Consider the following 23,552-nt stretch of genomic DNA (forward strand, 5'->3'; position numbering starts at 1 on the left):
ATCGCTACTTAGGTTTATAGGACGCAACTGCGCAAAGATCAGATCCAAATAAGATCCCTAGCTCGTACAGCACAGCTAGGGATTTTAACTTAACAAAGTACTAGAAGTGGAATAGACTTGACTTGTCTTACCACTCCTAATAATTATAATTATTCGTCAGCATCTAATTCTGCGTCGTCTTCAGTTTCTCCAACTGAATTAGCAGAAACAACTGCTCCCATTTCCAGCTTTTCTCGAACTATCTGCTGAATTTGCTGCGCTAGTTCAAGATTTTCTTCTAAATATTTGATGGCGTTATCACGACCTTGAGCAATATTATCGCCGTTATAGCTATACCAAGCTCCTTTGCGGACAACAACACCAGTTTCTTCCGCTAGGTCAACAATACAGCCTAGAGTTGAAACACCTTTGCCAAACACAATGTCAAATTCTGCCACTCGAAAAGGTGGAGCAACTTTGTTTTTAGCAACTTTAACTTTGACACGATTACCAAACTCTTCGGTACCTTTTTTCAAGGTTTGAATCCGGCGAATGTCGAGTCGAACTGAAGCGTAAAACTTTAGAGCGTTACCACCAGTAGTTGTTTCTGGGTTGCCGTAAGTCACACCGATCTTTTGGCGCAACTGGTTGAGAAATATGACAGTACAGCCAGATTTACCAATATTACCTGTGATTTTCCTTAACGCCTGGCTCATTAAACGAGCTTGAAGACCAACGTGCGTATCACCCATTTCGCCTTCAATTTCAGCACGGGGAACAAGTGCAGCTACTGAGTCTACTACGACAATGTCTACAGCTGCCGAGCGGACGAGCTGATCCACAATTTCTAAAGCCGCTTCCCCTGTATCAGGTTGAGAAACCAGTAAATTGGCAATATCAACTCCCAGTGCAGCAGCATAGGTAGGATCGAGGGCGTGTTCCGCATCAACAAATGCAGCAACACCACCATTTTTCTGAACTTCTGCAACTGCGTGCAGTGCTACTGTCGTTTTACCAGAACTTTCTGGACCATAAACTTCGATGACTCGCCCTTTGGGTAAACCACCGCCCAAAGCTAAATCTAGAGTTAACGCGCCCGTGGAAATTGTTTCCACCCGCATTCGAGTGGCATCACCAAGACGCATAATTGCTCCTTTACCGAAGCTGCGTTCAATTTGGTTTAGTACCAAGTTCAGGGCTTTTTGCTTTCCGGATGTATCAGTTGTATCAATAGCCATTATTGCCTCTAAGTAGGGAGGTTTAAAATTATTCTGGGAGTTATGACTAGTGCAGATATACTATTTTAGCTAGATTTTCTCTACTTTTGCATGAAACTTCAAGCCGAGTTTTAATGGTAAAACAAGTCACTCTCAATAAACGGCTGAACCATGAATCTACGTTTATCCTACGTAGTAATTTAGTAAGATTTTTAACTAACAATCTTGGCTTATACACAAGAGATAATAGTTTTAAGCTTACCACTGACAACTAACTGTTCTTTTAGTTTTGTAATGACTTTTTATCAAGCAGATTTAGTGACGGATACTGCAATTTCTGTAGCTGGATTAACCGCTTACATTCAGGCGCTGTTAGAGGAAAATGCCCAGTTACACCACATTTGGGTCATTGGTGAAGTTTCTAGCGCTAATGGGCACTCTAAGGGGCTGTTTTTTACACTACAAGATACCGAAGGCAAAGCCGCGATCAACTGTGTGGTGTGGCACAGTCAAATAGACAAACTGACACAAATTCCTCAACGCGGAGAACAGTTAATTGTTTTGGGAAGTTTGCGACTATATCCCCAAAGAGGACAGTATCAGTTAACTGTATGGCAAGCTTTGCCAGCAGGCGATGGCTTACAGGCATTACGTTATCGCCAGCTCCGTAACCGCTTAGAAGCAGAAGGGTTATTTGCCGTTGAACGCAAGCGATCGCTCCCGATCCATCCTCAGACAATTGCGGTTGTCTCTTCTCCTGCGGGTGCAGCATGGGGTGATATTCAAAAAACACTTCGCAGCCGTTATCCAGGGGTGCGCGTATTATTCTCTCCAGCTTTAGTTCAAGGTGAGCAAGCACCAAGCTCAATCGCGAAGGCAATTGCACGGGTGGAAGAAGACGGTAGAGCAGAGGTCTTAATTTTGGCGCGGGGCGGTGGTGCAGTTGAAGAATTAGCTTGCTTTAATGATGAACGAGTGGTGAGAGCGATCGCCCAATGCTCGATTCCGGTGATTACGGGTATTGGTCATCAACGCGATGAATCTTTAGCTGACTTAGTTGCCGATGTTTGCGTCCATACTCCCACAGCAGCAGCGGAATGCGTTGTGCCTGAATTACAAGAACTTTATTTTGAACACCAGCAAAGAATAACAACTTTGTGCACAGTCATGTATCAGCAGCTAAAGAATGCAGAAAACCAGCTAGAGGAATTTAAAATTCGTTTGCGGCGTTTACGCTTAGAGCAAAAGATTCTCCAAGAAAGACAGTTATTAGCATCGCAGCGTCATCAACTTGTCGCGAGAACAAAACAGCAGTTACAGCAAGCAACTTTACGCTGCCAGTTTTTAGAGCAGAAATTAGCGAGTCTCGATCCCAAAGCAGTATTAAAGCGAGGTTACGCCGTAGTCAGACAAGAGCAGGGAGAGATCGTACGTCATGCTAGTAATTTAGCAATAGGACAGAAACTATTTATTCAGTTAACTGAAGGTCAAGTCAAAGTTGAAGTGACACAAATCATCAATTGAAGTACTAGATAATGGTTGTTTTATGGCTAGACGAAGTAAGGTAGTCAACTCTGACGCAGTAGATGCAACACTCAAACCCGATTGGAATTATGAAGCTAAGGTTGCTGAAGTAGAAAGAATTATTGCGCAAATTGAAGCTGGGGAGTTGGAATTAGAAGAGGTCTTTGAGAAATTTACAGCAGCTGTTGAATATTTACGTCAATGCGAAACTTTTCTCCAACAAAGACAGCAGCAGGTAGATTTATTGATTGAAACTTTGAGTGATGAACCCGAATGAGAGGTCAGAGAATTGAAAAAGCAGAGGAGAATACTCTTTTCTATCTATTTAAAACTCATCACTCAAAACTCAAAACTAATACCTTTTAGGCAATACTGCCGCGTTTTCGGGCTTCCTTGTAGGAAATTCCTACATTGCGTAAACCAGCTTTAATCATTTGTTGTTCGAGCAAGGTAAAGAAACGGGCGCGATCGCCGCCACGAACCACGGCTTGATTATGTGCTTCTGCAAGCGCTACCGGATAGCCGTATCCTTTTTGTACCTGAGCCAACATCAAGCTTAGGGATTGATCGAGTAACGTTGTGTTTTCTGCTACCCAGGCTGGTACTTCTATGCGAGCAATTTCTGTTCCTACATGGACGTAGCAAAAATAAACACTATGGCAGCCATACAGGTCGAGGATGCGGTGCGAACTGCGCCACAAGGCACTGCGCTGTCCTGGTTTAAGGGTAAACGTCCACAATGCAATATCTCGCAGAGGATCGAGCATCTGACACGGTGCTTTTTCGGCAACAAGATTAGGGCAATATGTCACGCAATCAGGATTTTCGTGCGGACACGCTTGTAAGCGTAAAAAGTTAATGGCTTCTCCACTGCGCGAAGCACTGAGGTAGCCCATGATCGGAATTCCTGCATCTTTGAGCTGATCCCAAGCATCTAGAATTGGTGGCAAAATGCGATCGCGTGCTTCTAAAGGTAATTGCTCTAAAAACCAATAAATAAGCGAACCATCAACCATTGCTAAGAGTGGCACTGAAGACGATAACTTTCCATTTTTCGCCCCACGCTTTGGACTTCGTCCCGCTGGGCTTCGCCTCGCTTCGCTAACGCTAACGCTTTTCGCCCCTAAAATTGCTAATTCTGCCAAAACAGTGGCTTCCGAAGCGGTACGGCAATATCCCATCCATTCTTCCGTACGAATTCCCCACTGACGTGAAATGTACAAGTCTTCAGGGCGATAAAACACTTCGGGTAAGCTATCTAATAATGGCTGCCGATTTTGCCCATAGTGTAAGACAACGCGCCCGATATTAAGAAGGTAGCAGTAAGCAATTTCGTGCTGATTTGGGGCAATTTGCGAGCCATCAGTCGCAATGACGGTGTGGACAGGTGGCGGAATCGGAATGTCAATCGCAGTATCAAGAGGTTCAACGGGTGTAGCGATGCTGAACAGAATGCGATCGCGCCATTTGTGTTGTTTTTCTACTAATTCAGCTTGTTGCGTACACGCATCCGCAAATAATTCTTGGGCTAATTCTACGCGCTGGCGACTGGCAGCAGCTTCTAAAGTAAGATGCTGGCTAATGCCTTGCATCGCTTTTGCTAGTTTTGTTAAATCGAGCATAGTTAGCTATGGGCTTTTAGCTATTAGCTTCTAGCTTATATTGTTTTCTCTAAGGTTGAGACAAATAGACAGCAGGAGGGTAAGTTAGCACAGGAGAAATTATTGATATTTCTTATTTCGTAAAGATGCTGGCTGCACGATTTAACCCCAAATTGAAAAATCATCAGCAAACTGAGAAAGTGACAATAGCTGAATGCGATCGTGATTTTGGGCAGCTTGTCGCTCATCGCTGGTGTTGTAGCCCCAATCGGCTAAGTAAAGTTTTACAGTGCCAAGATTTGACTGTTGAGCAACAAGTTCTAGCGTTTTGATTCGATCTTCAACAAACCACAAGCTTGCGGGCAATGTTTTTGCCGCCGTAATTAACTCGTGCAGAATTTCATGTTTAGGGCGTTTGTTTTCTTTCCCGAACACTGATTTTTCTGGTAGTTGAATTCCTTGTTGTGCCAGTAGTTGCTGCACAAATCGTCCTTCTTTAGTAGTCACAATAAACACTTGGATGGGGCTATTAGTTAAGGAATCGAGTTTTTTGATAACGCCAGGATAAAAGCGGTGTAAACCAAGCCAACTTGCTAAATCGTCTGTAATCCATTTGTCGCGCAAAAAGTCGAGTTTCTGGGCAATATCAGCAGATTGAAGATGTTTCTCTTGCACGATCGCAGGAGCGATCGCATTCCAATCTTGCAAAATTTGCTCTTCTGCGACTCCCGCTAGCAAAGCAGCAATTAATACTGGCATTTCCCAGCCTGTTTCAATGACTGGTCGTAACCGATAAAACTTTTCGGCTAAATTATCTGGTGGCGTTTCGTCTGTTTGTAGCCAAATATTACAGTAGGTACGCCAAGCTGTCTCAAAATATTCTTTCAGCCCGTCGCAAATGACGCCATCAAAATCAAGTGCGAGAATCGTTGGTTGTGCTGTCATACCCTCTACGCAATCTTATTGTTACGGTGTACTACACCATTAAGATTGCTTTAGCAACATTTTTCAAGCACATAGGCGACAAGTCTTCAATTTCCTTCACTGACTGAAGGTAGCGCTGTATGAGCTTTACAATTGCTTGGTGATTTTAAGAACTGGGGCGCTAGGATTCGAACCTAGGAATGGCGGGACCAAAACCCGCTGCCTTACCACTTGGCTACGCCCCAATGGGTCAACCTTAACTATATTAGCAGTAAATTTAGAAAAAGTGTCAAGTCTTTTTAAGAGAGGTCAGGAGTGAGTGGAAGAGTGGCTAGTAGCTAGTGAGAGAGTAGGAGTGTGGGAGTGTAGGTAATAGAGTTTTGCAGTTTTGAGTTCTGAGTTTTGTTCGCGAAGAAAGGTGCCGGAGGCATTTATTAAAAGAAATTTGAACTTTGAGTTTTCTTAACTCAACACTCAACACTCAACATTCATAACTCTCTTAGTCTACCCACTACCCACCTACCCTCTGCCCCTTCTTCCGTCACTCAAGCTGGGTAAATCCGCAAGCGACGATTAGGTTCTTCGCCAAAGCTATTGGATTTTAGGCGATAGTGTTCTACAAGTTCGTGTTGCATCTTGCGGACTTTAGGCGATCGCGGTAATAACTCCACAGGTTGTCCTTTGGGAATTACAATTTGCTCTACTGCCAGGCGTGCCTCTTCTAAGGCATCAATTTCGTCTTCACTTCCCCCTTGGGTAAATAAGCTCAGTTCGCGTTCATCAGTTGTCAGTGGTTCGTCCATGTCCAACATCCGGCGCAGCGTCCGCGTAATTTGGGGAATAGTGCTGGCTTTAATCATGTGGATCGGAACTTGACGCACTTTCGCGATATGACGCAACTTTGAGTGATTTTTGACGTGCGATCGCAATGCCAAAATTGCGTCAGCACTATCAATGTCTTTTGTCAAGACTACAGGTAAATTCAACACCTGAATCACTTGTTCTAACTGGTGACGACTCACACCATAGGGATAGATGTGTAGAGGTAAATCTTCTCCATTTGGTCCTGCAGTTTGCGCACCATAGCCAAAGAGATCGCTCTGATCGAGCGATTGGTCGAGTAATCGCTCGAATTCACTTATTCCTGATTCTGGCTCTTTGGAGTAGCGAGGCAATGGTGACATTTGTCCTGATGCCCGCCATCCATTTGGTTGTAGTACTGGCGTAGTTGATGTATTTCCAGGCATTCTGAGGTCTTGTTTCTCGTCGGTAATGCCTCGAATTGAGACAGGTTGCTGACGAGTTACAGTCACTTTACCCGCATCATCTACAGTACGCATTTGGGGGCTTGGTTGATGTCCGCGTAAGAGACTATCTACAGTATCTGCTACACTTTCATGAACTACCCAACGCTGGCGTTCGAGCATTTCTACCGCAATTTCAAACGTAGGTGGCGCTTTACGTTCTAAAACAGTTTTCTGGCTGCGTCGCCGTCGGGCTTCGTCATCGCCTAATGTGACAGCTTGAATTCCTCCAACTAAGTCTGACAGTGTAGGGTTTTTAATCAAGTTTTCAATTTGATTACCGTGCGCTGTTCCGACTAACTGTACACCGCGTTCAGCGATTGTCCGTGCTGCCATAGCTTCAAGTTCAGTACCAATTTCATCAATGACAATGACTTCTGGCATATGGTTTTCCACTGCCTCAATCATCACTTGATGCTGCAATTCAGGACGTGTAACTTGCATGCGACGGGCGCGACCTATTGCCGGATGTGCAACGTCTCCATCTCCAGCAATTTCATTCGATGTATCAATAATTACAACTCGTTTATTGAGTTCATCTGCTAGTACCCGTGCAATTTCGCGTAAAGCTGTCGTTTTACCGACTCCTGGACGACCAAGCATTAAAATTGAGCGACCAGTTTCTACCAGATCGCGAATCATACCGATTGTGCCGTAAACCGCGCGACCAACACGACAGGTTAAGCCGATAATTTTACCTGTGCGGTTACGGATAGCACTAATGCGGTGTAAAGTTTTCTCAATTCCGGCTCGGTTATCTCCTCCGAATTCCCCTACACGCTGGATGCACTCGTTGAGTTGTTCCTGCGAAATAGGTGTATCAGAAAGGTACTCGGCTTGATTGGGGAAGCGGGCTTCGGGAAGACGCCCCAAGTCCATCACTACTTCAACCAAGTTATCCCTCAAAGGGTGGTACTCTAAAGCTTGTCGAATCTCTAACGGCAAAATATCTAGCAATTTTTGCAGATCGTCTGTATTGGGCATTCTTCCTAGGGTGGCGTTATCAACAAGAGAGTAAGAGAGTGAGCGTGTGATTTCAGCATTTTTACACTGACTTTAGCTGAGAAACTAAAGAATTTGCTAGCTTCACAGCCTGCCAGAGTAATTCCTGGTTATCTTCTAAATGCAGTGGGGACACCACAGTAGCTTGATTTATGGGCATTTGATCTAATTGCTCTAAAATAGGTGAAAGTAAAGCGCGAGCGTAACTACCGTAAGCAATACCAGAAATGGAGGGGTGGCTAGTGGCTAGTAGCTGGTGGCTAGTAGTAAGTGATGAGCTTAATGGTGAGCGATCGTTTTCAATCTTCCCTGACCTCTGAACCCTGAACCGAAGATCTGCGCCAGCGTCCCCTGACCCCTTCATCAGTCCGATCGCTCTTAACTTTGCAACGGTATAATCATTAGTCCCTCCAGCTAACTGTACATATCCAGGTAATCCGGCTGCGAGTACCTTTTGACTGAGCTTCACGGCAGCTAGGGTTGTGCCATCACCAATATCACCGCTCATAGGTCGTCCGTCGGTTTGCCAAATCAACGGGCAGGGTAGTGGTGCAATGATACTATGCAGGTTCCACAAGTAATCAATCATGCCGTCTCCGTCAGGACAGCTAATTGCTATTAACTTTAACCTGTTAACCCAAGGTTTGATTCCCTGCCATAATCTTTTAAATTCAGTTATTCGCCCTACTTGCGTGTGAATTTCAAGTGCATCAACTCCAGTAGATAAAACTAACGGTGCGATCGCCCCTGGTGTAGAAACGTACGAGCGAGTGTAAATTAGATCGCTAGGACAAACCGGTATACAGCGACCGCATCCATAACAAAGATCTTGGACTACGCCAGAAAAGAGATCGCGGTCAAACACGATTGCTTGCGCTGGACAAATCTTTTCACACGGTCGAGGACATGCAACTGGACACACCTGGGGGTTAAATTCTGCTTTACGAAAATGCGGGTCTTCTCCATCATTTAAGCTCACCATTAACCACGGGCTACCCTGGTAAGCAAAACCCTGCTGCTGAGCATCAACAGCCAGCAACTTCGCCACTTCCAACGCTTCTTGCGCTGCTGCAACTACTGCAGGATCAGCCGCCACGTCAATACAGTCAGCACCAGCTAATGTGTAAGCTAATGTTAAATTTCTAACCGCAGGTAGATGTTGAAAACTAGCTCCACAGATCAACTTAAACCAGTGACCTTCTTTTAAGGAGCATAAGGGTTTATACAAATCAGTCACACTTCTATGCTAATGTGTGACGTCAAAAATAGCAGCTTGTGAGTCCAAATTTAATAGAATTTTGATGGATGGCAACTCAAGGCGGGCAAGATGCTTAGATCATAATTCATATGCTAGAAAAGTTGAACATAATTGTTCCTCACCAAACCTGGTGAGAGTGAGGATATTCGCAATTACACTATAAGAGAGTACATCTGTACTGGAAAAAGCGATGAGTCTTAATGTTGTAACTTTGGTAGGTCGTGTTGGTGGCGAACCAGATATCAAATATTTTGAATCTGGCAGTGTTAAGTGCCGATTGACGTTGGCGGTAAGACGTCAGTCACGTAATAGTGATGAACCTGATTGGTTTACGCTGGAGTTGTGGGGCAAAACAGCAGAGATTGCAGGGAATTATGTCCACAAAGGAAGTCTAATTGGAGTCAAAGGATCTTTAAAGTTTGATACTTGGAGCGATCGCAATACAGGTGCAACACGCACGTCACCGATTATCCTTGTTGATAAATTAGATCTTTTAGGTTCCAAACAAGATTCCAACTCCAATTTTTCTGGTGGCGACGACAATTTTTAGCAGAACATATGACATTTGCATGAATGCGAGTGCGAATAAATTCGCTACTAGACAAACGTAGACGCGTAGCGGCTTCCCGCAGGATAGTCCACCTTCGTGGACTTACTAGTAAAATTTTTATCCTAGTGTGCGGAGGCACACTTTGTTTCTGTAGCTCCGACTTCAGTCGAAGGGCATTCTCCCTAGTACCGAATTTGCAGCGTTACTGTTGCCTCAACTTGCTGTTCGCCACCAACAATTGGTGTAGTAGCAGCGCTATCTGCCATAGCCGCTGCTTGACGCATTAAAGGAACAGGTGGTGGTGGGGTCGTACCAGCATTATTAATTTGAATGCTGACAACTTCACTTGGTGAGAGATTCAAGACATTTAACACAGTGTTAGCTTGTTGTTGGGCATCTTGTGTTGCCTCACGTAAGGCTTGCTGTTGGGCTTGAGCGATCGCACTATCCGTCGCAATAAAACTTACACTGTCAATTCTTGTTGCCCCAGCTTTCACTGCTTCATCTAATAAATTTCCTGTTCTTTCAGTAGCAATCCGAAAACTGACAATATTTGTTGCCGAATATCCAGTCAACCGCTGTGTATTATCAGTGTAGCTATAGATTGGGTTAAGTGTGATACCCGTAGTTTCGAGTCTTTCTACATTACGTGCTTTGAGTAAGGCGACAACTGCTGATGAGCGTCGGGCAGCCTCTTGTTGCACTTCAGCGGCAGTTTTACCTTGGACTTCAACTCCTAAACGTACTTGTGTCAATGTCGTGGGAATTGACTCCGTACCGCGACCGCTCACAGTAATAGTACGCATAGAAATTGGAACTTGCGGTTGTGGTTGTTGTGCCATAACAGGAGCGGCGAATGCTAAACATAATACGCTAGTTGTTACAAATACTCCGCGTAACGGATTCATCAAATTGGAAAAATATTTATGTTGGCGACTTTCAGCTACAGAAGAGGGATTCATTGATTTTGCTGTCCTCACATTTAGAGGCTAATTAAATTTTGACGTCATGCATGACGTGCTATCTAATCTGACATTAAACAAAAACAATGTTGCAATTGTTACAGTTTTTGTAACTTAAAATTAGTTAAAAATCAGGAGTTGACCAATTTTTTTGAATATTAAGTATAAAGAAACCCTATTTACACAATCATTAATAACCACTCCTAATTTAGTTAGCAAACTTGTACAGTAAAAAGAATGTTTGTACAGATATTGGAAGGTAAATGCAATTGCCAAGTTTAACCTGGTTGATGCAACTCCCAGGATGGGGAAATACGTATTTGCTGGCAAGTGCGACAGAATCTGCGACAGAGGCTTCCTCAGAAGCAGAATATGGAACACTGTTGCTAACAGCAGTACTGCTGAGTTTGGTCGTCATTTATTTAGCGAGTAAACTAGGCGGAGAATTTTCAAACCGCGTTGGTTTACCACCTGTTTTGGGAGAATTGGTTGGTGGTGTGTTAGTTGGGGTTTCTGCCTTGCATCTTTTAGCTTTTCCAGAAGCTGGGGTAGAACCTTCTAGTTCTTTGATTATTCGATTTCTAGAATCTACTGGAGGTCTTACTCCTGATCTAGCAGGCGCTGTGTTTCGCGACCAAAATGATGTTATTAGTGTTTTGGCAGAAATTGGTGTTGTCATTCTGCTGTTTGAAATTGGTCTAGAGTCGAATTTAAAGGAATTACTCGATGTTGGTATTCAAGCAACACTAGTCGCGGTGGTAGGGGTAGCTGTCCCTTTTGCGGCTGGTACTGCGGGATTGATGGTTTTCTTTGGAATTTCAGCTGTTCCAGCAATTTTTGCAGGTGCAGCTTTAACTGCAACGAGTATTGGCATTACGTCGAAGGTTTTGTCTGAATTGGGGCGACTTAATTCTAAAGAAGGTCAAATTATTTTGGGTGCTGCGGTTATTGACGACGTGTTAGGCATTATTGTCTTAGCGGTCGTTGCTAGCTTGGCAAAAACTGGTGAGATTGATGTCACCAACGTTGTTTACTTGATTCTTAGTGCGAGTGGTTTCTTAATTGGTGCTATTCTTCTGGGTAAAGTATTCAATAAAACGTTTGTCTCCGTAGTGGATCTGTTTAAGACTCGCGGCGGCATTGTCATACCAGCAATCATTTTTGCTTACGCTATGGCATACTTAGCAGCTGTGATTCACTTAGAGGCAATTTTAGGTGCTTTTGCGGCTGGTCTAGTATTGGATGAAACCGATAAACGCAAAGAATTGCAACGTCAAGTCATTCCGATCGCTGATATCCTAGTACCAATTTTCTTTGTCACTGTAGGTGCAAAAACTGACTTGGGAGTATTGAACCCAGCCAATCCAACAAATCGCGAAGGTTTGTTGATTGCAAGTTTTTTAATTGCGATCGCGATCGTCGGTAAAGTCGTCACAGGTTTAGCTGTATTTGGTCAACCTGGAATCAATCGTTTGGCGATCGGTGTGGGGATGATTCCTCGTGGTGAAGTCGGACTTGTCTTTGCTGGAGTTGGTTCGGCAAGTGGTGCGCTTTCTAAACCGTTAGAAGCAGCGATTATTATGATGGTCATTTTGACGACCTTTTTAGCACCACCTTTATTGCGGTTTGTATTTCCTGATTCAGAACCAGCAGTTGAATCTGCGGAAGCAGTTCCTGAATTAGATCGGGCAGCAAATCGGCAACCGTAGAAGAAAGGGGTGAGGGGCGAGGAGTGAGGGGTGAGAGGAATTATTAAAATCTCTGATAGCTAATCTCCTTGCCCTTAGTACAAATTATTTTGTAGCGACAACGGCGATATTCCAGGCGAAGCGTTTCATTAGAGGTAGTTTTTTGAGAAGGATATCAAACTTTTCTAAGCTTTGATATGTGGGTGCTAGTCGGGAGTGTTCAAGGATGATTTTCTTCCAGTATCTTTCTTTATTTGGATCTACTTTTTCAATTAAATAAAAGCGGAGGAAGATCCATAAAGTCGCTAGCCAAAAGGTATCGTAAGTTGTTTTTGAGAAGTGCGATCGCACAAAATCTACAATATTGATATCCAACGGCATTTCATCTTCCGTGCGCACCTTTGTGGCAATGCGTCGATAGACATTAATCACAGGGTTGTGCCGTAGAGGGTCCCAAAAACAAGCTTTTCCACCTGGCTTAAGAACGCGATGCATTTCTCGAATGGCTGCGCGGGGGTTAGGGATATGGTGTAGAAGATTTGAGGCATAAACTATATCAAAGGTGTTATCAGGACAATCAAGTGCGATCGCGTTCATTGTGCGTCCTTGGACTTTCACTCCATTTGCCTCAGCAAGTTTCAATGCAACTTCCACCATTCCTGGTGAATAATCTGCTGCAACACATCTTGCCCCTTTTTTCGCAAAGTAGACGCTGTTTTCACCCGCGCCACAACCTAAATCTAATAACAACTTGCCTCTAATATCTCCCAGATGATTCAGAATAAAGCGATTTTCGGGGGCAGTACAAGCTTCAAAATAATCTCTAACTTGAATTCCTTCGACGTCGATTGTAGAAGCCCATTCGTCATGGAATCGTTGTTCTTTGGCAAATACATCATCGCGCATGATGACCTGGCTGCAAATAAAAAAGGTGGGCATTGCCCACCCTATCATGTTTTACACGGTTAATTGTTGCTGCTTATTCTGGATGGCAGCATACAAACGATTCAGGGCGTTAACGTACGCTTGGGCTGAGGCAACGATGATATCTGTATTAGCTGCATGACCAGAATACACGCGATCTTCATAACGCAGGCGAATTGTGACTTCACCGATCGCATCAATCCCCGCAGTCACTGACTGAACAGAAAACTCAATGAGTTGATTGGGGACATTCACCACGCGGTTAATTGCCTTATAGACAGCATCAACGGGTCCGGTTCCAATTGCCGCATCGGTTAATTCTTCGCCTTCAGGAGTACGAATCGACACAGTAGCAGTGGGACACGCGCGATCGCCACAGGAGACTTGCACAAACTCTAAACGAAATAGTTCTGGCGTTTGTTGAATTTCATCGTTGACGATTGCTTCTAAATCCCAATCAGAAATTTCTTTTTTCTTATCTGCTAAGTCTTTAAACCGCAAAAATGCTTTATTTAAATCTGTTTCCGACAGTTCAAATCCCAATTCCTTTAGACGAGTGCGGAAGGCGTTACGTCCTGAATGTTTGCCTAAGACGATTTGATTATCAGTTAAGCCGATGGATTGGGCATCCATAATTTCATACGTCAGCTTATTTTTCAATACCCCATCTTGATGAATTCCAGATTCGTGGGCAAAAGCATTTGCCCCAACAATCGCCTTATTTGGCTGTACTAGCATCCCTGTTAAGTTAGAAACAAGTCGGGAAGTTTTATAAATCTGGTGCGTATCAATATTTGTCAAAGGTGCTTCAGACTCAACTGGGCGACCTAAATAAGGGTTATAGTGTTGCCGTCTGACGTGTAGCGCCATGACTAATTCTTCTAAGGCTGCATTGCCAGCGCGTTCCCCAATACCGTTAATCGTACATTCGAGTTGTCGCGCTCCATTCTTAACGGCTTCTAAGAAGTTAGCAACAGCTAAACCTAAGTCATTATGACCGTGAACCGAAATAATTGCTTGGTCAATATTCGGAACGTTCTCTTTTATACCACGAATCAGCGCTCCAAATTCACTAGGGGTGGTGTAACCTACGGTGTCCGGAATATTAATTGTTTTTGCTCCAGCCGCGATCGCGCGTTCTAGCACTTGATACAAGTACTCTGGATCAGTGCGTACCGCATCCATTGGGGAAAATTCTACATCATCCATGAAAGATTTAGCATAGGCGACCATTTCTTCGGCGATCGCTAACACCTCAGAACGGGATTTCTTCAACTGGTACTCTAGATGAATATCTGACGTGGAAATAAATGTATGAATTCTTGCTTTAGTAGCTGGCTTTAATGCCTCTGCTGCTGCTTTAATATCATCCTTGATTGCTCTTGCCAAACTACAAATTACAGGACCATCTTCAGTACCCACAGTTTCGGCAATTTGCTGTACTGCATTAAAGTCTCCAGGACTGGCAAATGCAAATCCAGCTTCGATAATATCTACACCCAACCGTGACAGTTGGCGAGCAATCATCACTTTCTCTTCTACATTTAATGTGGCACCAGGACATTGTTCTCCGTCCCGCAATGTTGTGTCAAAGATAATGATGCGATCTTGTTGTGCGTGCATAGTACTCCTTATTTGATGTTGTTTGTGTCAACTTATTCTTGATTTCTACTACAGCAATCGTAAATTATATGTAAACACGTTCATGCTATTGCTCTGTATACTCTGCCTTTTGTTCTTTGTATTTAAGTCTAAAATATCAACTATATTCCAACTAAATTATTAATAATCTACTTTCTCTATGTATTCTCTAATATCATTTAAATCAATATATCTATCAGTAGCATTCCGTAATTCTCGTGCAATCATTCCTTCTGTGGATACTACAGTAATGTGAGTATCTTTTGATCGTAATAGCTCAATTGCTCGTTCAAAATCTCCATCTCCACTAAATAAAATAACATGGTTATATTGCTCTACAGTATTAAACATATCTACGACAATTTCAATATCTAGGTTCGCTTTTTGCGAATAACGTCCAGAGGTATCGTCGTAATATTCTTTAAGAATTTTATGCCGTACTGTATATCCTAAGCTGATTAATGCATCTCTAAAACCACGCTGATCTTGTGGATCTTTTAAGCCGGTATACCAAAAGGCATTGATTAATATCGTCTCTGGCTGCTCTGTTTTAAAGTATTCCAATACTCTTCTTGGATCGAAAAACCAACCATTTTTTTGTTGCGCATAGAACATATTATTGCCGTCTACAAAAATAGACGTGCGGTTTATTAAGCATGCCATAAAAGTTAAACCTAAAAGCTTAGAAAAATAGTTAGTTTCCTTTTGATTTATATTGCAACTTATATAGCGTTTCTATTTGATTTATGAACATCTCCTTGGGGCTGCTAATTATTCAAGAGTCACTTTTTCACTATTTGATCGGCATACTAGCTTCTCTTTCGTTAGCCATTAGCCACTCTTCTAGTACGTTATCAAATTCACAAATCATTTAGAAGTACTATATTACTTAAAATAATTGAATAAAATATATTTTTCCGAAGCCGCAAAATATGCCGCATTTTTTAGAAAATCCTTTGTTCAGGTTACTGTTTCAGATAATACACAATTGCCTTTTGTTTCTACCCTACTGTCACATAGCATCTAAACATTTTTTGAGGTTTAATGCTTTTTTGCAATAACTCCTACCAATTTTTTCCTAGCTTGTTGCTCTCAGTACTTACTAAAACACACAGTATAGCTGGCTAAAATTGTTTAAATCGCTGCTACTGCCACTAATTTTAGGCTTTAATGTAGCTTAGTAATACCTCCTAAATAGCGTGTAAACTGATAATAAGACATAATAAGTTTAGTCACAAATATAAATCTGAGTTGTCGTTTTATGCTTGTCGGCTGAATTATAACAGTCTCTACACTCTGAGAAATTTATAATCACAGGCACAGTCTATAGTATTAATGCTAACGCTACTTCTTAGGCACCTATTAGTGTCGATGACAGCAAGTAGTTTTGCTTAAATATAGACAGCACGAGACAACTCTTTAATTTTGGAGATTTTCCATTGTCGAATAAAATTGTTGATAGGGTACATAGTACCAGAGATTTTTACTGCCTAAGTATAAATGCTATTGCGAGTAATATATGCATATCATAGCTAAATTCGGTTGATATTGAAATTTTGAGAGATTAACTTAGAAAAGACAAAATCAGGTTGTTGTAGGGAAAACAAGCTTCCAGGCAAGATATGACACAACACGATACAGCATCCAAGCTCCAGAAAAAAGACTCAGCTGGTAAGCGATCGCCTAAAGTGCATAAAGCAACGACAAAAATCACTGCAATATTGACGGTACGTCAATCGTTACGTCTTGCCTGGATCGGACACATTCTTACAATAGCTTGGGCAATCGCAGCTGCGATCGCAATAGGCGGAAATTGGCGATTAGTTCAGCTGTGGGAATCTCATGTTCAGACAATGTTTTTTGAATTACGCGGATCAGTAGCACCACCAGAGGATATTGTCATTTTGGCGATTGATGAGCCATCATTATCAATACCCAAGCAATTGTTGGAAGCAGATCCACAAAAATATGCTTATTTGGAACCACTGAAAGCTTGGGCATGGCAACGTGCTGCGTATGCACAAGTAATCGATCAGTTGATGGCAGCAGGTGCAAAAGTCGTTGCTTTGGATATTTTATTTACCAATCCTAGTAGCTACGGTTCCGCTGACGATCAACAATTAGCTCAAGTATTGCAGCGCTATCCTGGTAAAGTAGCATTGGCTGCCGAGTATGCAGAAGCAGAAATTTATCAAGGTAGATTAATTCAATTAATCCAGCCCGAACGCTTATTTTGGACGAAACCGCATTCAATTGGCACAATTAATTTTCCGCTAGAAGCTGATGGGAAAGTTCATCGGTTTGCAAGTACTTTCCCACAGTTATTGTCACAACAAGAAGAATACCCAAAAGATACACTGGAAGAACTGAAAGATTTCCCTTCATTTGAAGAGGCAGTGGCTAAAGCCGCTAACCCTGCGTTTGTCAAACCTCAAGCAGAGTATATTAATTTTTATGGTCCAGCTGGGACATTTGAGCAGATTTCTTTTTGGCACGTATTAGATCCTGAAAACTGGAATACTTATTTACAGCAAGGAAGGTATTTCAAAGATAAAATTGTTATAGTTGGGGCAACTGCGGCTTCACTACAGGATTTTCATGGAGCACCATTTGCTGGAAGTTGGTTGTATCCACAGCAAATGTCAGGAGTAGAAATTCAAGCGAATGCGATCGCAACTTTACTAAATAATCGTGCGATCGCACAAGGAATTCCTAACACTAATATCTGTAGCTTGTTTGTACTACTTTTGGTTGGTGGAAGTGCATTTTTAATTAGAAGATCTAAGCGCACTGTTATTCAATGTGCATCGACCGCAGGAATTATGATTTTCTGGGTCAGTCTGAGTTATTTCAGTTTCATATATGGTCGTTTGTATTTTCCTGTTGCTGTTCCTTTGGTTGCGATCTCTCTTGCCAGCTTTTCCTACTTAGGTACAGGTGTAGCAAGTGAAAGATTGAGAAAAAGGAGTTTACACCGTAGCTTAGAACGTTATGCATCATCTCCAATTGTGCAAGAAATTATTAGTCAACAAGATGACCTACAATACCTACTTGAGCAACGTGAGCTAGCAACGATTGGAAAGCTCCTTGGCGGGCGTTATAAAATTGTCAGAGTATTAGGTGCTGGTGGCTTTAGTGAAACCTATGTAGCAGAGGACAGACAACGCCCAGGTAGTCCACTATGTGTTGTTAAACAACTTAAACTTGCTAGCAACAATCCCAAACACTTCCAACTTGCTAGACGTTTGTTTCAATTAGAGGCAGAAACCCTAGAAAAGTTGGGAACCCATGACCAAATTCCTCAACTGCTGGCGTACTTTGATGAAGGTGAAGAATTTTATCTTGTGCAAGAGTTGGTTATTGGTCATCCTCTTAGCCAGGAGATTCCTCCAGGTAGACCAATGCCAGAATCTACAGTTGTCACAATAATATACGAACTTCTACAAACTTTAGAATTTGTTCACAGTCATGGAGTCATTCATCGAGACATCAAACCGAGTAATATCATTCGGCGACACTCCGACAATAAGCTTGTGCTAATTGACTTTGGTGCAGTCAAAGAAGTAAGTAACCAATTATTAGATCAAGAGGGGCAAAGTAGCTTTACTATCGGAATTGGTACTCAAGGCTATGCTCCCAGTGAACAATGTGCAGGTCGTGTTAGATATAGTAGTGACATTTATGCATTGGGCATGACAGGTATTAGAGCTTTAACTGGATTATCTCCTCATGAGTTGCAGCTAGATGTAAACACGGGAGAAACACTCTGGATGGACAAAGCTCAAGTTAGTCATGAGTTTGCTACAGTTTTGTGTAAAATGGTGCGTCATGATTTTACCCAACGCTATCAATCTGCGTTAGAAGCTTTATCTGACTTTAAGCAACTAGTAAATTTGCATACTAGCTCTTTAAAAATAGACGATAACTTACCTGTAGATGACTACGATGCTCCTACAACACCTTGGGGTATTGCAACTACCGAAATTGCTGATCCGAATTCTACTATTGTTTTGCCGCCACAGTAGTTAATTGCAGTACAGATATACTGTTCTACTTGTGGCGGTATTTGTTGTGCTACCGCGGTAAGAAGCTTTGCCAGCAATGTGAAAAAACAGCTAATTGCAATTTTATAGCTCTTGTTATAGCTCCATTGGTATAGATTCTTCAATTGGAGATGGCGTGTTATCAACTGGTTGTTCTATTGGTGTGTTATCGATAGGCTCAGTTGGCGTGTTGTCAACAGGCTCAGTTGGTGTGTTATCGATAGGCTCAGTTGGCGTGTTGTCAACAGGCTCAGTTGGTGTGTTATCGATAGGCTCAGTTGGCGTGTTATCAACTGGTTGTTCTATTGGTGTGTTATCAACTGGTTGTTCTATCGGAGTGTTATCAACTGGTTGTTCTATCGGAGTGTTATCGATAGGCTCAGTTGAGGTATTGTCAACTGGTTGTTCTATCGGGATATTGTCAACTGGTTGTTCTATCGGAGTGTTATCGATAGGCTCAGTTGGCGTGTTATCAACTGGTTGTTCTATTGGTGTGTTGTCAACAGGCTCAGTTGGTGTGTTATCGATAGGCTCAGTTGGCGTGTTATCAACAGGTTCAGGTGGTGTGTTATCAACTGGTTGTTCTATCGGGGTATTGTCAACAGGTTCAGGTGGTATGTTATCAACTGGTTGTTCTATCGGGGTGCTGTCAACAGGCTCAGTTGGCGTATTGTCAACTGGTTCAGGTGGTGTGTTATCAACTGGTTGTTCTATCGGGGTATTGTCAACAGGCTCAGTTGGCGTGTTATCAACTGGTTCAGGTGGTGTGTTATCAACTGGTTGTTCTATTGGCGTATTGTCAACAGGCTCAGTTGGTAGTGTAGTAGGAGTTTCCTCTGTTGTTGGTGGTGTATTATCTCCAGTTGTTGGTGGAGTTGTAGGAGATTGAGTATTGTTAGATGTTCCACCAGTTGTTGGTGTATCATTTTCTAGCGGTGGTGTTACTGGTTCAGCATCATCAGCAGAAGAATTAGGCGGTGTTGTATTGTCTACTGGATCTGTGCCGTCTCTCACTTCGTTATCAGGCGGCTGCTGATTATTGCTACCTCCATTTGTAGTGTTAGTTGTACTGCTTGGTGTGCTTTCAGGTGATGGTGTTGTAGAAGTATTGTTGCCTTGATTTGATGGAGTTGGTGTTGTAGAAGTATTGTTGCCTTGAGTTTGTTGAGTGTCTCTAGCTGAATTGCTGGGAGACTGAACAAATGATGGATTTTCAACTACTCCTTCGCCTCTCACTGGCTGCTTTGAAGCGGCAGCTGCCGCAGTTTCTGCTTGAACACTAGACAATGCAGGATCAGCTGATGGGTTAGTATTTGGTCGATTTAAATTCAGTTGCTGTACTAGATCGCTCGTTTCATAAAAAGTATTCAGATCAAACTCATACAGTTGCTCAATTCTATCATCAACGACAACTGCCATTTGCCCAGCTTCAAGGACTTCGCTTTGAGAAGCGCTTTCATTAAAAACTTCAATATTACTATCTGTTAAAGCTCCAACAATTGTTGTATCAGTATCGGGTATGTAGCGTACAAATAATGCCGAGCCTCTGATTGCTGCAGCTGCATTTGGTGTTTGAATACCTGTTACTCCTCTTCCTGGAGGAATGAGCAATAGTACTGTTCCGTTTGATAATCTAAATCTACGCGTTTTTGCGATGAAGCGGAATACTGCTTGTTCTCCAACCCTTGCTAAGGAGCCATCATTGAAACGTAATTCTGCCAACGAAGAACGACCTGTTGACAATGCATCTCCAGGTTGAATTGCATCTGACAATCGCGCTGGGCGTGGTGTGCGATTTTGTGGTAGCAGGCGCACTAGGTTACGTATGTTTTGCACGACGGCTCGTGTCAAAGTAGTTTCAGCACTAGCCTTCTTAGCTATTGGCAGCGTCATGCTCCAAAAAACAAAGGTAAGGATAAGGACGAACTTGCGAGACATGGCTTTTAGTGCCTAAAAAGGGTGAACAAGTGCCAAAGCAATCAGACGAAGTTTCTGATTTCCAAGTTTCATCATGCCAAATTACATCGTTGCAGAAGCCATTAAAATAGCAAATTTCCCCGAATAAATTTCATCTACTCATTTTAATCAGCTAGTTCTTAAACTTCACTCTTCTAGTAATAATAAGGAACATTTTTTTTGTCTAAGCAAGATGCGGTCTAAATAATATTACGTTTGGATAAATTTTTTTTGGATCTAAGAACAACTATCTGATGTGTAAATTTTTTATAACTATTTTGTATTCAACAGATTTTGTGTATAATTATATACTGTGAAAAAACTTATTTTTAAAGCTACTATTACGAAGCCTTGGCTTAAGAAACTCTCTGGCTCACCTCAAAGTTTGTGTGAGCAAAATCTCTTACAAGCCTCATGGCGAAAGCTATTTTTGTGGATTATCTTCACTGCTAATAGCACTATCCTGTTTTCGATTCATTCTATTATAGTTGTTGCCACTCCTCAAAGCAATTGTGAGATAAAAGACATTTCTGTATCAGCAATATCCTCAATGCATCGAGAAAACAAAGAGGACTTCTCATGCATTTCTACAATAGATTCACTGCTCTATCCGGAAAAGGCTGTAACTTCTTCCGAGTGCCGAATTGCCAACAATCAAGATACAACAAAATCACAACAGTTTATCACACCAATTGATTTTCAAAAGCAGCTTGTTGAAAAAGACAACTTACATTTAGTAGAAAATTTGAGGACTCCAGCAAACAATGCATTCGAGCAGTCAAATTTATTTAACTTAAGTTCTGGATATAGCTTGACGTCTGAGTCAGCTACAGAGTTCCTTGATGAACACCAAAAAACCAATATTGAACTATCCCTGTCTACTTCCTATGCATTACAGCAAAAGTTAAATGAACAGGGTTGCAAATATAACTTAGTTTCTCCCACATCTCACCACCTACAAATAGCACAAGGCGCACAATCTCTACCGACACCTGCTGATGGAGAATTAGGTGAATTACGTCTGCGCGAATTAGAAGGGCGATCGCAATCAGATACTGATGAACTAGGAAGATTGCGTATCCGCGAAATTAAAAGGCGATCGCCACAGATAGATTCAGATCTAGGTAGATTACGAATCCGAGAATTAGAGCGACAGCCAACACCACCAGAATTCGCTGCACCTCCACCACCATCACCTCAGTTAGGCTCCCTGTTTGCTCAGATTGGTTACTTCCAGACAAATAACATATTCTCTGGAGTAGATCCAGGTCGTATCCCAGGTGGTTTACTCTCATCAGGTGTCACTTTGATTACGACGCCGAAGTTAGGAGAGAATACTGATCTGATTGCTGCAATTGATGGCAGTTTGATTCGCTACCTTGAACAATCTACATCTAATTACAATCAGTTCCGCGCAAGAGCAGGAATTCGTCAAAGACTTTCACCTCAAATGTTTGGCGAAATCGGTGTGATTAACCAGCAGTTATTTCGTTCAGAGTCAGGAAATCGCTTTTTGAATGAAAATGCCCTCCGCTTTGTGCTGCGACGGCGCGATCGCTTAACAAACGATTTGCGATTAGATAGCCTATACGAGTTACGTCTGACGGATGCTAATCCTGAAACCCGTAGTCGAATCATCAACTCTTTACTTGTTTCCTTAAGCTACAACTTACAAAACAACTTCTTAGTTGGTCTTGACTACCAGTTTGCCCTATCAGACTTTACACAGCGCGATCGCGAAGATCAATTTCACCGCATACTCGGACGCTTAACTTATGCAGCCTCGCGTGAAAGCCAATTTAATCTTCAAGCAGGAGTAACACTTGGTGGTTCTTCTGATCCAAATGTTGATTTTGATAACTTATTTTTGAGTGTGACTTATACGGTTGAGTTAGGTAGCTTTTGATTAAGGGTAAGAAGCAAGTGATTAGTGGGAGAGTAGGAGTGTGGGAGCGTGGGAGAGATTTGATTATTACTACCCAACTACCCAGTTTCCTCAGCAAGTTGATAAGAACACCAATCGCTCCAGCTACCTGCATACAACTTTCCAGTGTCAATACCAGCCAACTCTAAAGAAAGTAAATTAACACAGGCAGTAACGCCAGAACCGCAATAAACGATAATTTCTTCAGCTTTCTGTTCCTGTAATTTTTCCCAACGCTGCTGTTGTTCGCTAAGCGATCGCAAGTAACCTTGAGCGTCAGAAACTTCTTGCCAGGGATAATTTACTGCACCAGGAATATGACCTGCAATCGGATCAATTGGTTCGCGTTCTCCCAAATAGCGATCGCTTTCGCGGGAATCGACGAGAATGACATCAGGAAGATCTTTGCGAGCTTTAACTGTTGTCATATCTACTACCTTATCAGCGTGTACTTGTGGCACAAAATTACCTAGTTTTGGTTTAGGAATTGCATTAGTAACAGGATAACTGCTTGTTAGCCAGCCCCTAAATCCACCATTCAAAACTGCTACTTGAGAGTGTCCTAAGTACCTTAGCTGCCACCACAAGCGCGCCGCAAAAGCAAAACGTGAGTCATCATAGGCAACAACGAGTGTTTGTGGAGTGATACCCATCTGCGATAACTTGTGCGCCAACTTGTCTGGATCGGGTAAAGGATGACGTCCGCCGTGTTGCGTTATGGGGCTAGAAAGATCTTGGTTTAAATCTAGGTAAAAAGCTCCTGGAATGTGACTTTTATGATATTGTTGGCGACCAAATTGAGGATCTGCAAGCGAAAAACGACAATCGGCGATCGCGACTTGAGGATCTTCCAAGTGTTCAAACAACCATGTGGCAGAAACTACTGATTTTAAATTAGTCATATTGAGAGCAATGAAGGCACTTTAACTAGGTGAGCGTAGTTATTTATCACGCGTTTTATGGTGGTTAATTGTTGTTCCACTGACTATTAACCGATAACAGCCCTTAAGTTACGTTTATTTTCGCCCACTTACTTAGCGCTACTAGAAAATATC

The 23,552-nt window shown here is 42.4% G+C and carries 17 protein-coding genes and 1 tRNA gene; 6 read left to right on the forward strand and 12 right to left on the reverse strand.

Annotated elements, in window-relative coordinates; genetic code table 11:
- Window positions 1-149: 149 nt before the first annotated feature.
- A complete protein-coding gene (recA, locus tag IQ230_RS04020) occupies window positions 150-1,217 on the reverse strand; it encodes a recombinase RecA (protein WP_099701046.1) in 1,068 nt (355 codons plus the stop codon).
- Window positions 1,218-1,490: 273 nt separating this feature from the next.
- On the opposite strand from recA, the gene xseA reads away from it, so the two are divergent.
- Window positions 1,491-2,720, forward strand: coding sequence for an exodeoxyribonuclease VII large subunit (gene xseA, locus IQ230_RS04025; protein WP_193930790.1), 1,230 nt, complete (start codon window positions 1,491-1,493; stop codon window positions 2,718-2,720).
- A 22-nt stretch (window positions 2,721-2,742) separates the two neighbouring features.
- A complete protein-coding gene (xseB, locus tag IQ230_RS04030) occupies window positions 2,743-2,997 on the forward strand; it encodes an exodeoxyribonuclease VII small subunit (protein WP_099701044.1) in 255 nt (84 codons plus the stop codon).
- Between the two features lie 85 nt (window positions 2,998-3,082).
- Here xseB and IQ230_RS04035 read toward each other — a convergent pair whose 3' ends face one another.
- The 5 genes from IQ230_RS04035 to ldpA form a co-directional block, all read right to left on the reverse strand.
- On the reverse strand, window positions 3,083-4,342 hold the full coding sequence (locus tag IQ230_RS04035; protein ID WP_193930791.1) for a DNA double-strand break repair nuclease NurA: 1,260 nt from the start codon (window positions 4,340-4,342) through the stop codon (window positions 3,083-3,085).
- A 141-nt stretch (window positions 4,343-4,483) separates the two neighbouring features.
- The gene (locus IQ230_RS04040) at window positions 4,484-5,266 is read right to left on the reverse strand and encodes an HAD family hydrolase (protein WP_193930792.1); all 783 of its coding nucleotides are present in this window, start codon (window positions 5,264-5,266) and stop codon (window positions 4,484-4,486) included.
- A gap of 152 nt (window positions 5,267-5,418) precedes the next feature.
- Window positions 5,419-5,490 (reverse strand) — tRNA-Gln (locus IQ230_RS04045).
- A 300-nt stretch (window positions 5,491-5,790) separates the two neighbouring features.
- Window positions 5,791-7,533, reverse strand: a complete 1,743-nt coding sequence (locus tag IQ230_RS04050; RefSeq protein ID WP_193930793.1) for a R3H domain-containing nucleic acid-binding protein — start codon at window positions 7,531-7,533, stop codon at window positions 5,791-5,793.
- A gap of 61 nt (window positions 7,534-7,594) precedes the next feature.
- A complete protein-coding gene (gene ldpA, locus IQ230_RS04055; RefSeq protein WP_193930794.1) occupies window positions 7,595-8,788 on the reverse strand; it encodes a circadian clock protein LdpA in 1,194 nt (397 codons plus the stop codon).
- A 211-nt stretch (window positions 8,789-8,999) separates the two neighbouring features.
- Between ldpA and IQ230_RS04060 the strand changes: the two genes are divergently transcribed.
- Window positions 9,000-9,359 (forward strand): single-stranded DNA-binding protein, encoded by a 360-nt coding sequence (locus tag IQ230_RS04060; RefSeq protein WP_193930795.1) that lies wholly within the window; start codon window positions 9,000-9,002, stop codon window positions 9,357-9,359.
- Window positions 9,360-9,541: 182 nt separating this feature from the next.
- On the opposite strand, the gene IQ230_RS04065 is transcribed toward IQ230_RS04060, so the two are convergent.
- The gene (locus IQ230_RS04065) at window positions 9,542-10,321 is read right to left on the reverse strand and encodes an SIMPL domain-containing protein (protein WP_193930796.1); all 780 of its coding nucleotides are present in this window, start codon (window positions 10,319-10,321) and stop codon (window positions 9,542-9,544) included.
- Between the two features lie 263 nt (window positions 10,322-10,584).
- Between IQ230_RS04065 and IQ230_RS04070 the strand changes: the two genes are divergently transcribed.
- Window positions 10,585-12,030 (forward strand): cation:proton antiporter, encoded by a 1,446-nt coding sequence (locus IQ230_RS04070; RefSeq protein WP_193930797.1) that lies wholly within the window; start codon window positions 10,585-10,587, stop codon window positions 12,028-12,030.
- Window positions 12,031-12,114: 84 nt separating this feature from the next.
- Here the strand turns inward: IQ230_RS04070 and IQ230_RS04075 are convergent, their stop codons facing one another.
- The 3 genes from IQ230_RS04075 to IQ230_RS04085 all read right to left on the reverse strand — a co-directional run bounded on the left by IQ230_RS04075 (window position 12,115) and on the right by IQ230_RS04085 (window position 15,237).
- Window positions 12,115-12,948: a class I SAM-dependent methyltransferase gene (locus tag IQ230_RS04075; protein ID WP_228054560.1), complete on the reverse strand. Its 834-nt coding sequence runs from the start codon at window positions 12,946-12,948 to the stop codon at window positions 12,115-12,117.
- An 18-nt stretch (window positions 12,949-12,966) separates the two neighbouring features.
- On the reverse strand, window positions 12,967-14,556 hold the full coding sequence (locus IQ230_RS04080) for a 2-isopropylmalate synthase (protein ID WP_193930799.1): 1,590 nt from the start codon (window positions 14,554-14,556) through the stop codon (window positions 12,967-12,969).
- A gap of 159 nt (window positions 14,557-14,715) precedes the next feature.
- Window positions 14,716-15,237, reverse strand: a complete 522-nt coding sequence (locus IQ230_RS04085) for a LabA-like NYN domain-containing protein (protein WP_015187313.1) — start codon at window positions 15,235-15,237, stop codon at window positions 14,716-14,718.
- 959 nt (window positions 15,238-16,196) lie between these two features.
- Here IQ230_RS04085 and IQ230_RS04090 point away from each other — a divergent pair.
- Window positions 16,197-18,599, forward strand: a complete 2,403-nt coding sequence (locus IQ230_RS04090; RefSeq protein ID WP_193930800.1) for a serine/threonine-protein kinase — start codon at window positions 16,197-16,199, stop codon at window positions 18,597-18,599.
- Window positions 18,600-18,713: 114 nt separating this feature from the next.
- Here IQ230_RS04090 and IQ230_RS04095 read toward each other — a convergent pair whose 3' ends face one another.
- Window positions 18,714-20,555: a FecR family protein gene (locus tag IQ230_RS04095; RefSeq protein WP_193930801.1), complete on the reverse strand. Its 1,842-nt coding sequence runs from the start codon at window positions 20,553-20,555 to the stop codon at window positions 18,714-18,716.
- 568 nt (window positions 20,556-21,123) lie between these two features.
- Here IQ230_RS04095 and IQ230_RS04100 point away from each other — a divergent pair.
- Window positions 21,124-22,479, forward strand: coding sequence for a hypothetical protein (locus tag IQ230_RS04100; protein ID WP_193930802.1), 1,356 nt, complete (start codon window positions 21,124-21,126; stop codon window positions 22,477-22,479).
- Window positions 22,480-22,556: 77 nt separating this feature from the next.
- Here the strand turns inward: IQ230_RS04100 and IQ230_RS04105 are convergent, their stop codons facing one another.
- Entirely contained in the window at window positions 22,557-23,399 is an 843-nt protein-coding gene (locus IQ230_RS04105; protein ID WP_193930803.1) for a sulfurtransferase, read from the reverse strand.
- Window positions 23,400-23,552: the final 153 nt, after the last annotated feature.

It is taken from the genome of Gloeocapsopsis crepidinum LEGE 06123 (genome assembly GCF_015207655.1).
Classification (GTDB): domain Bacteria; phylum Cyanobacteriota; class Cyanobacteriia; order Cyanobacteriales; family Chroococcidiopsidaceae; genus Gloeocapsopsis; species Gloeocapsopsis crepidinum.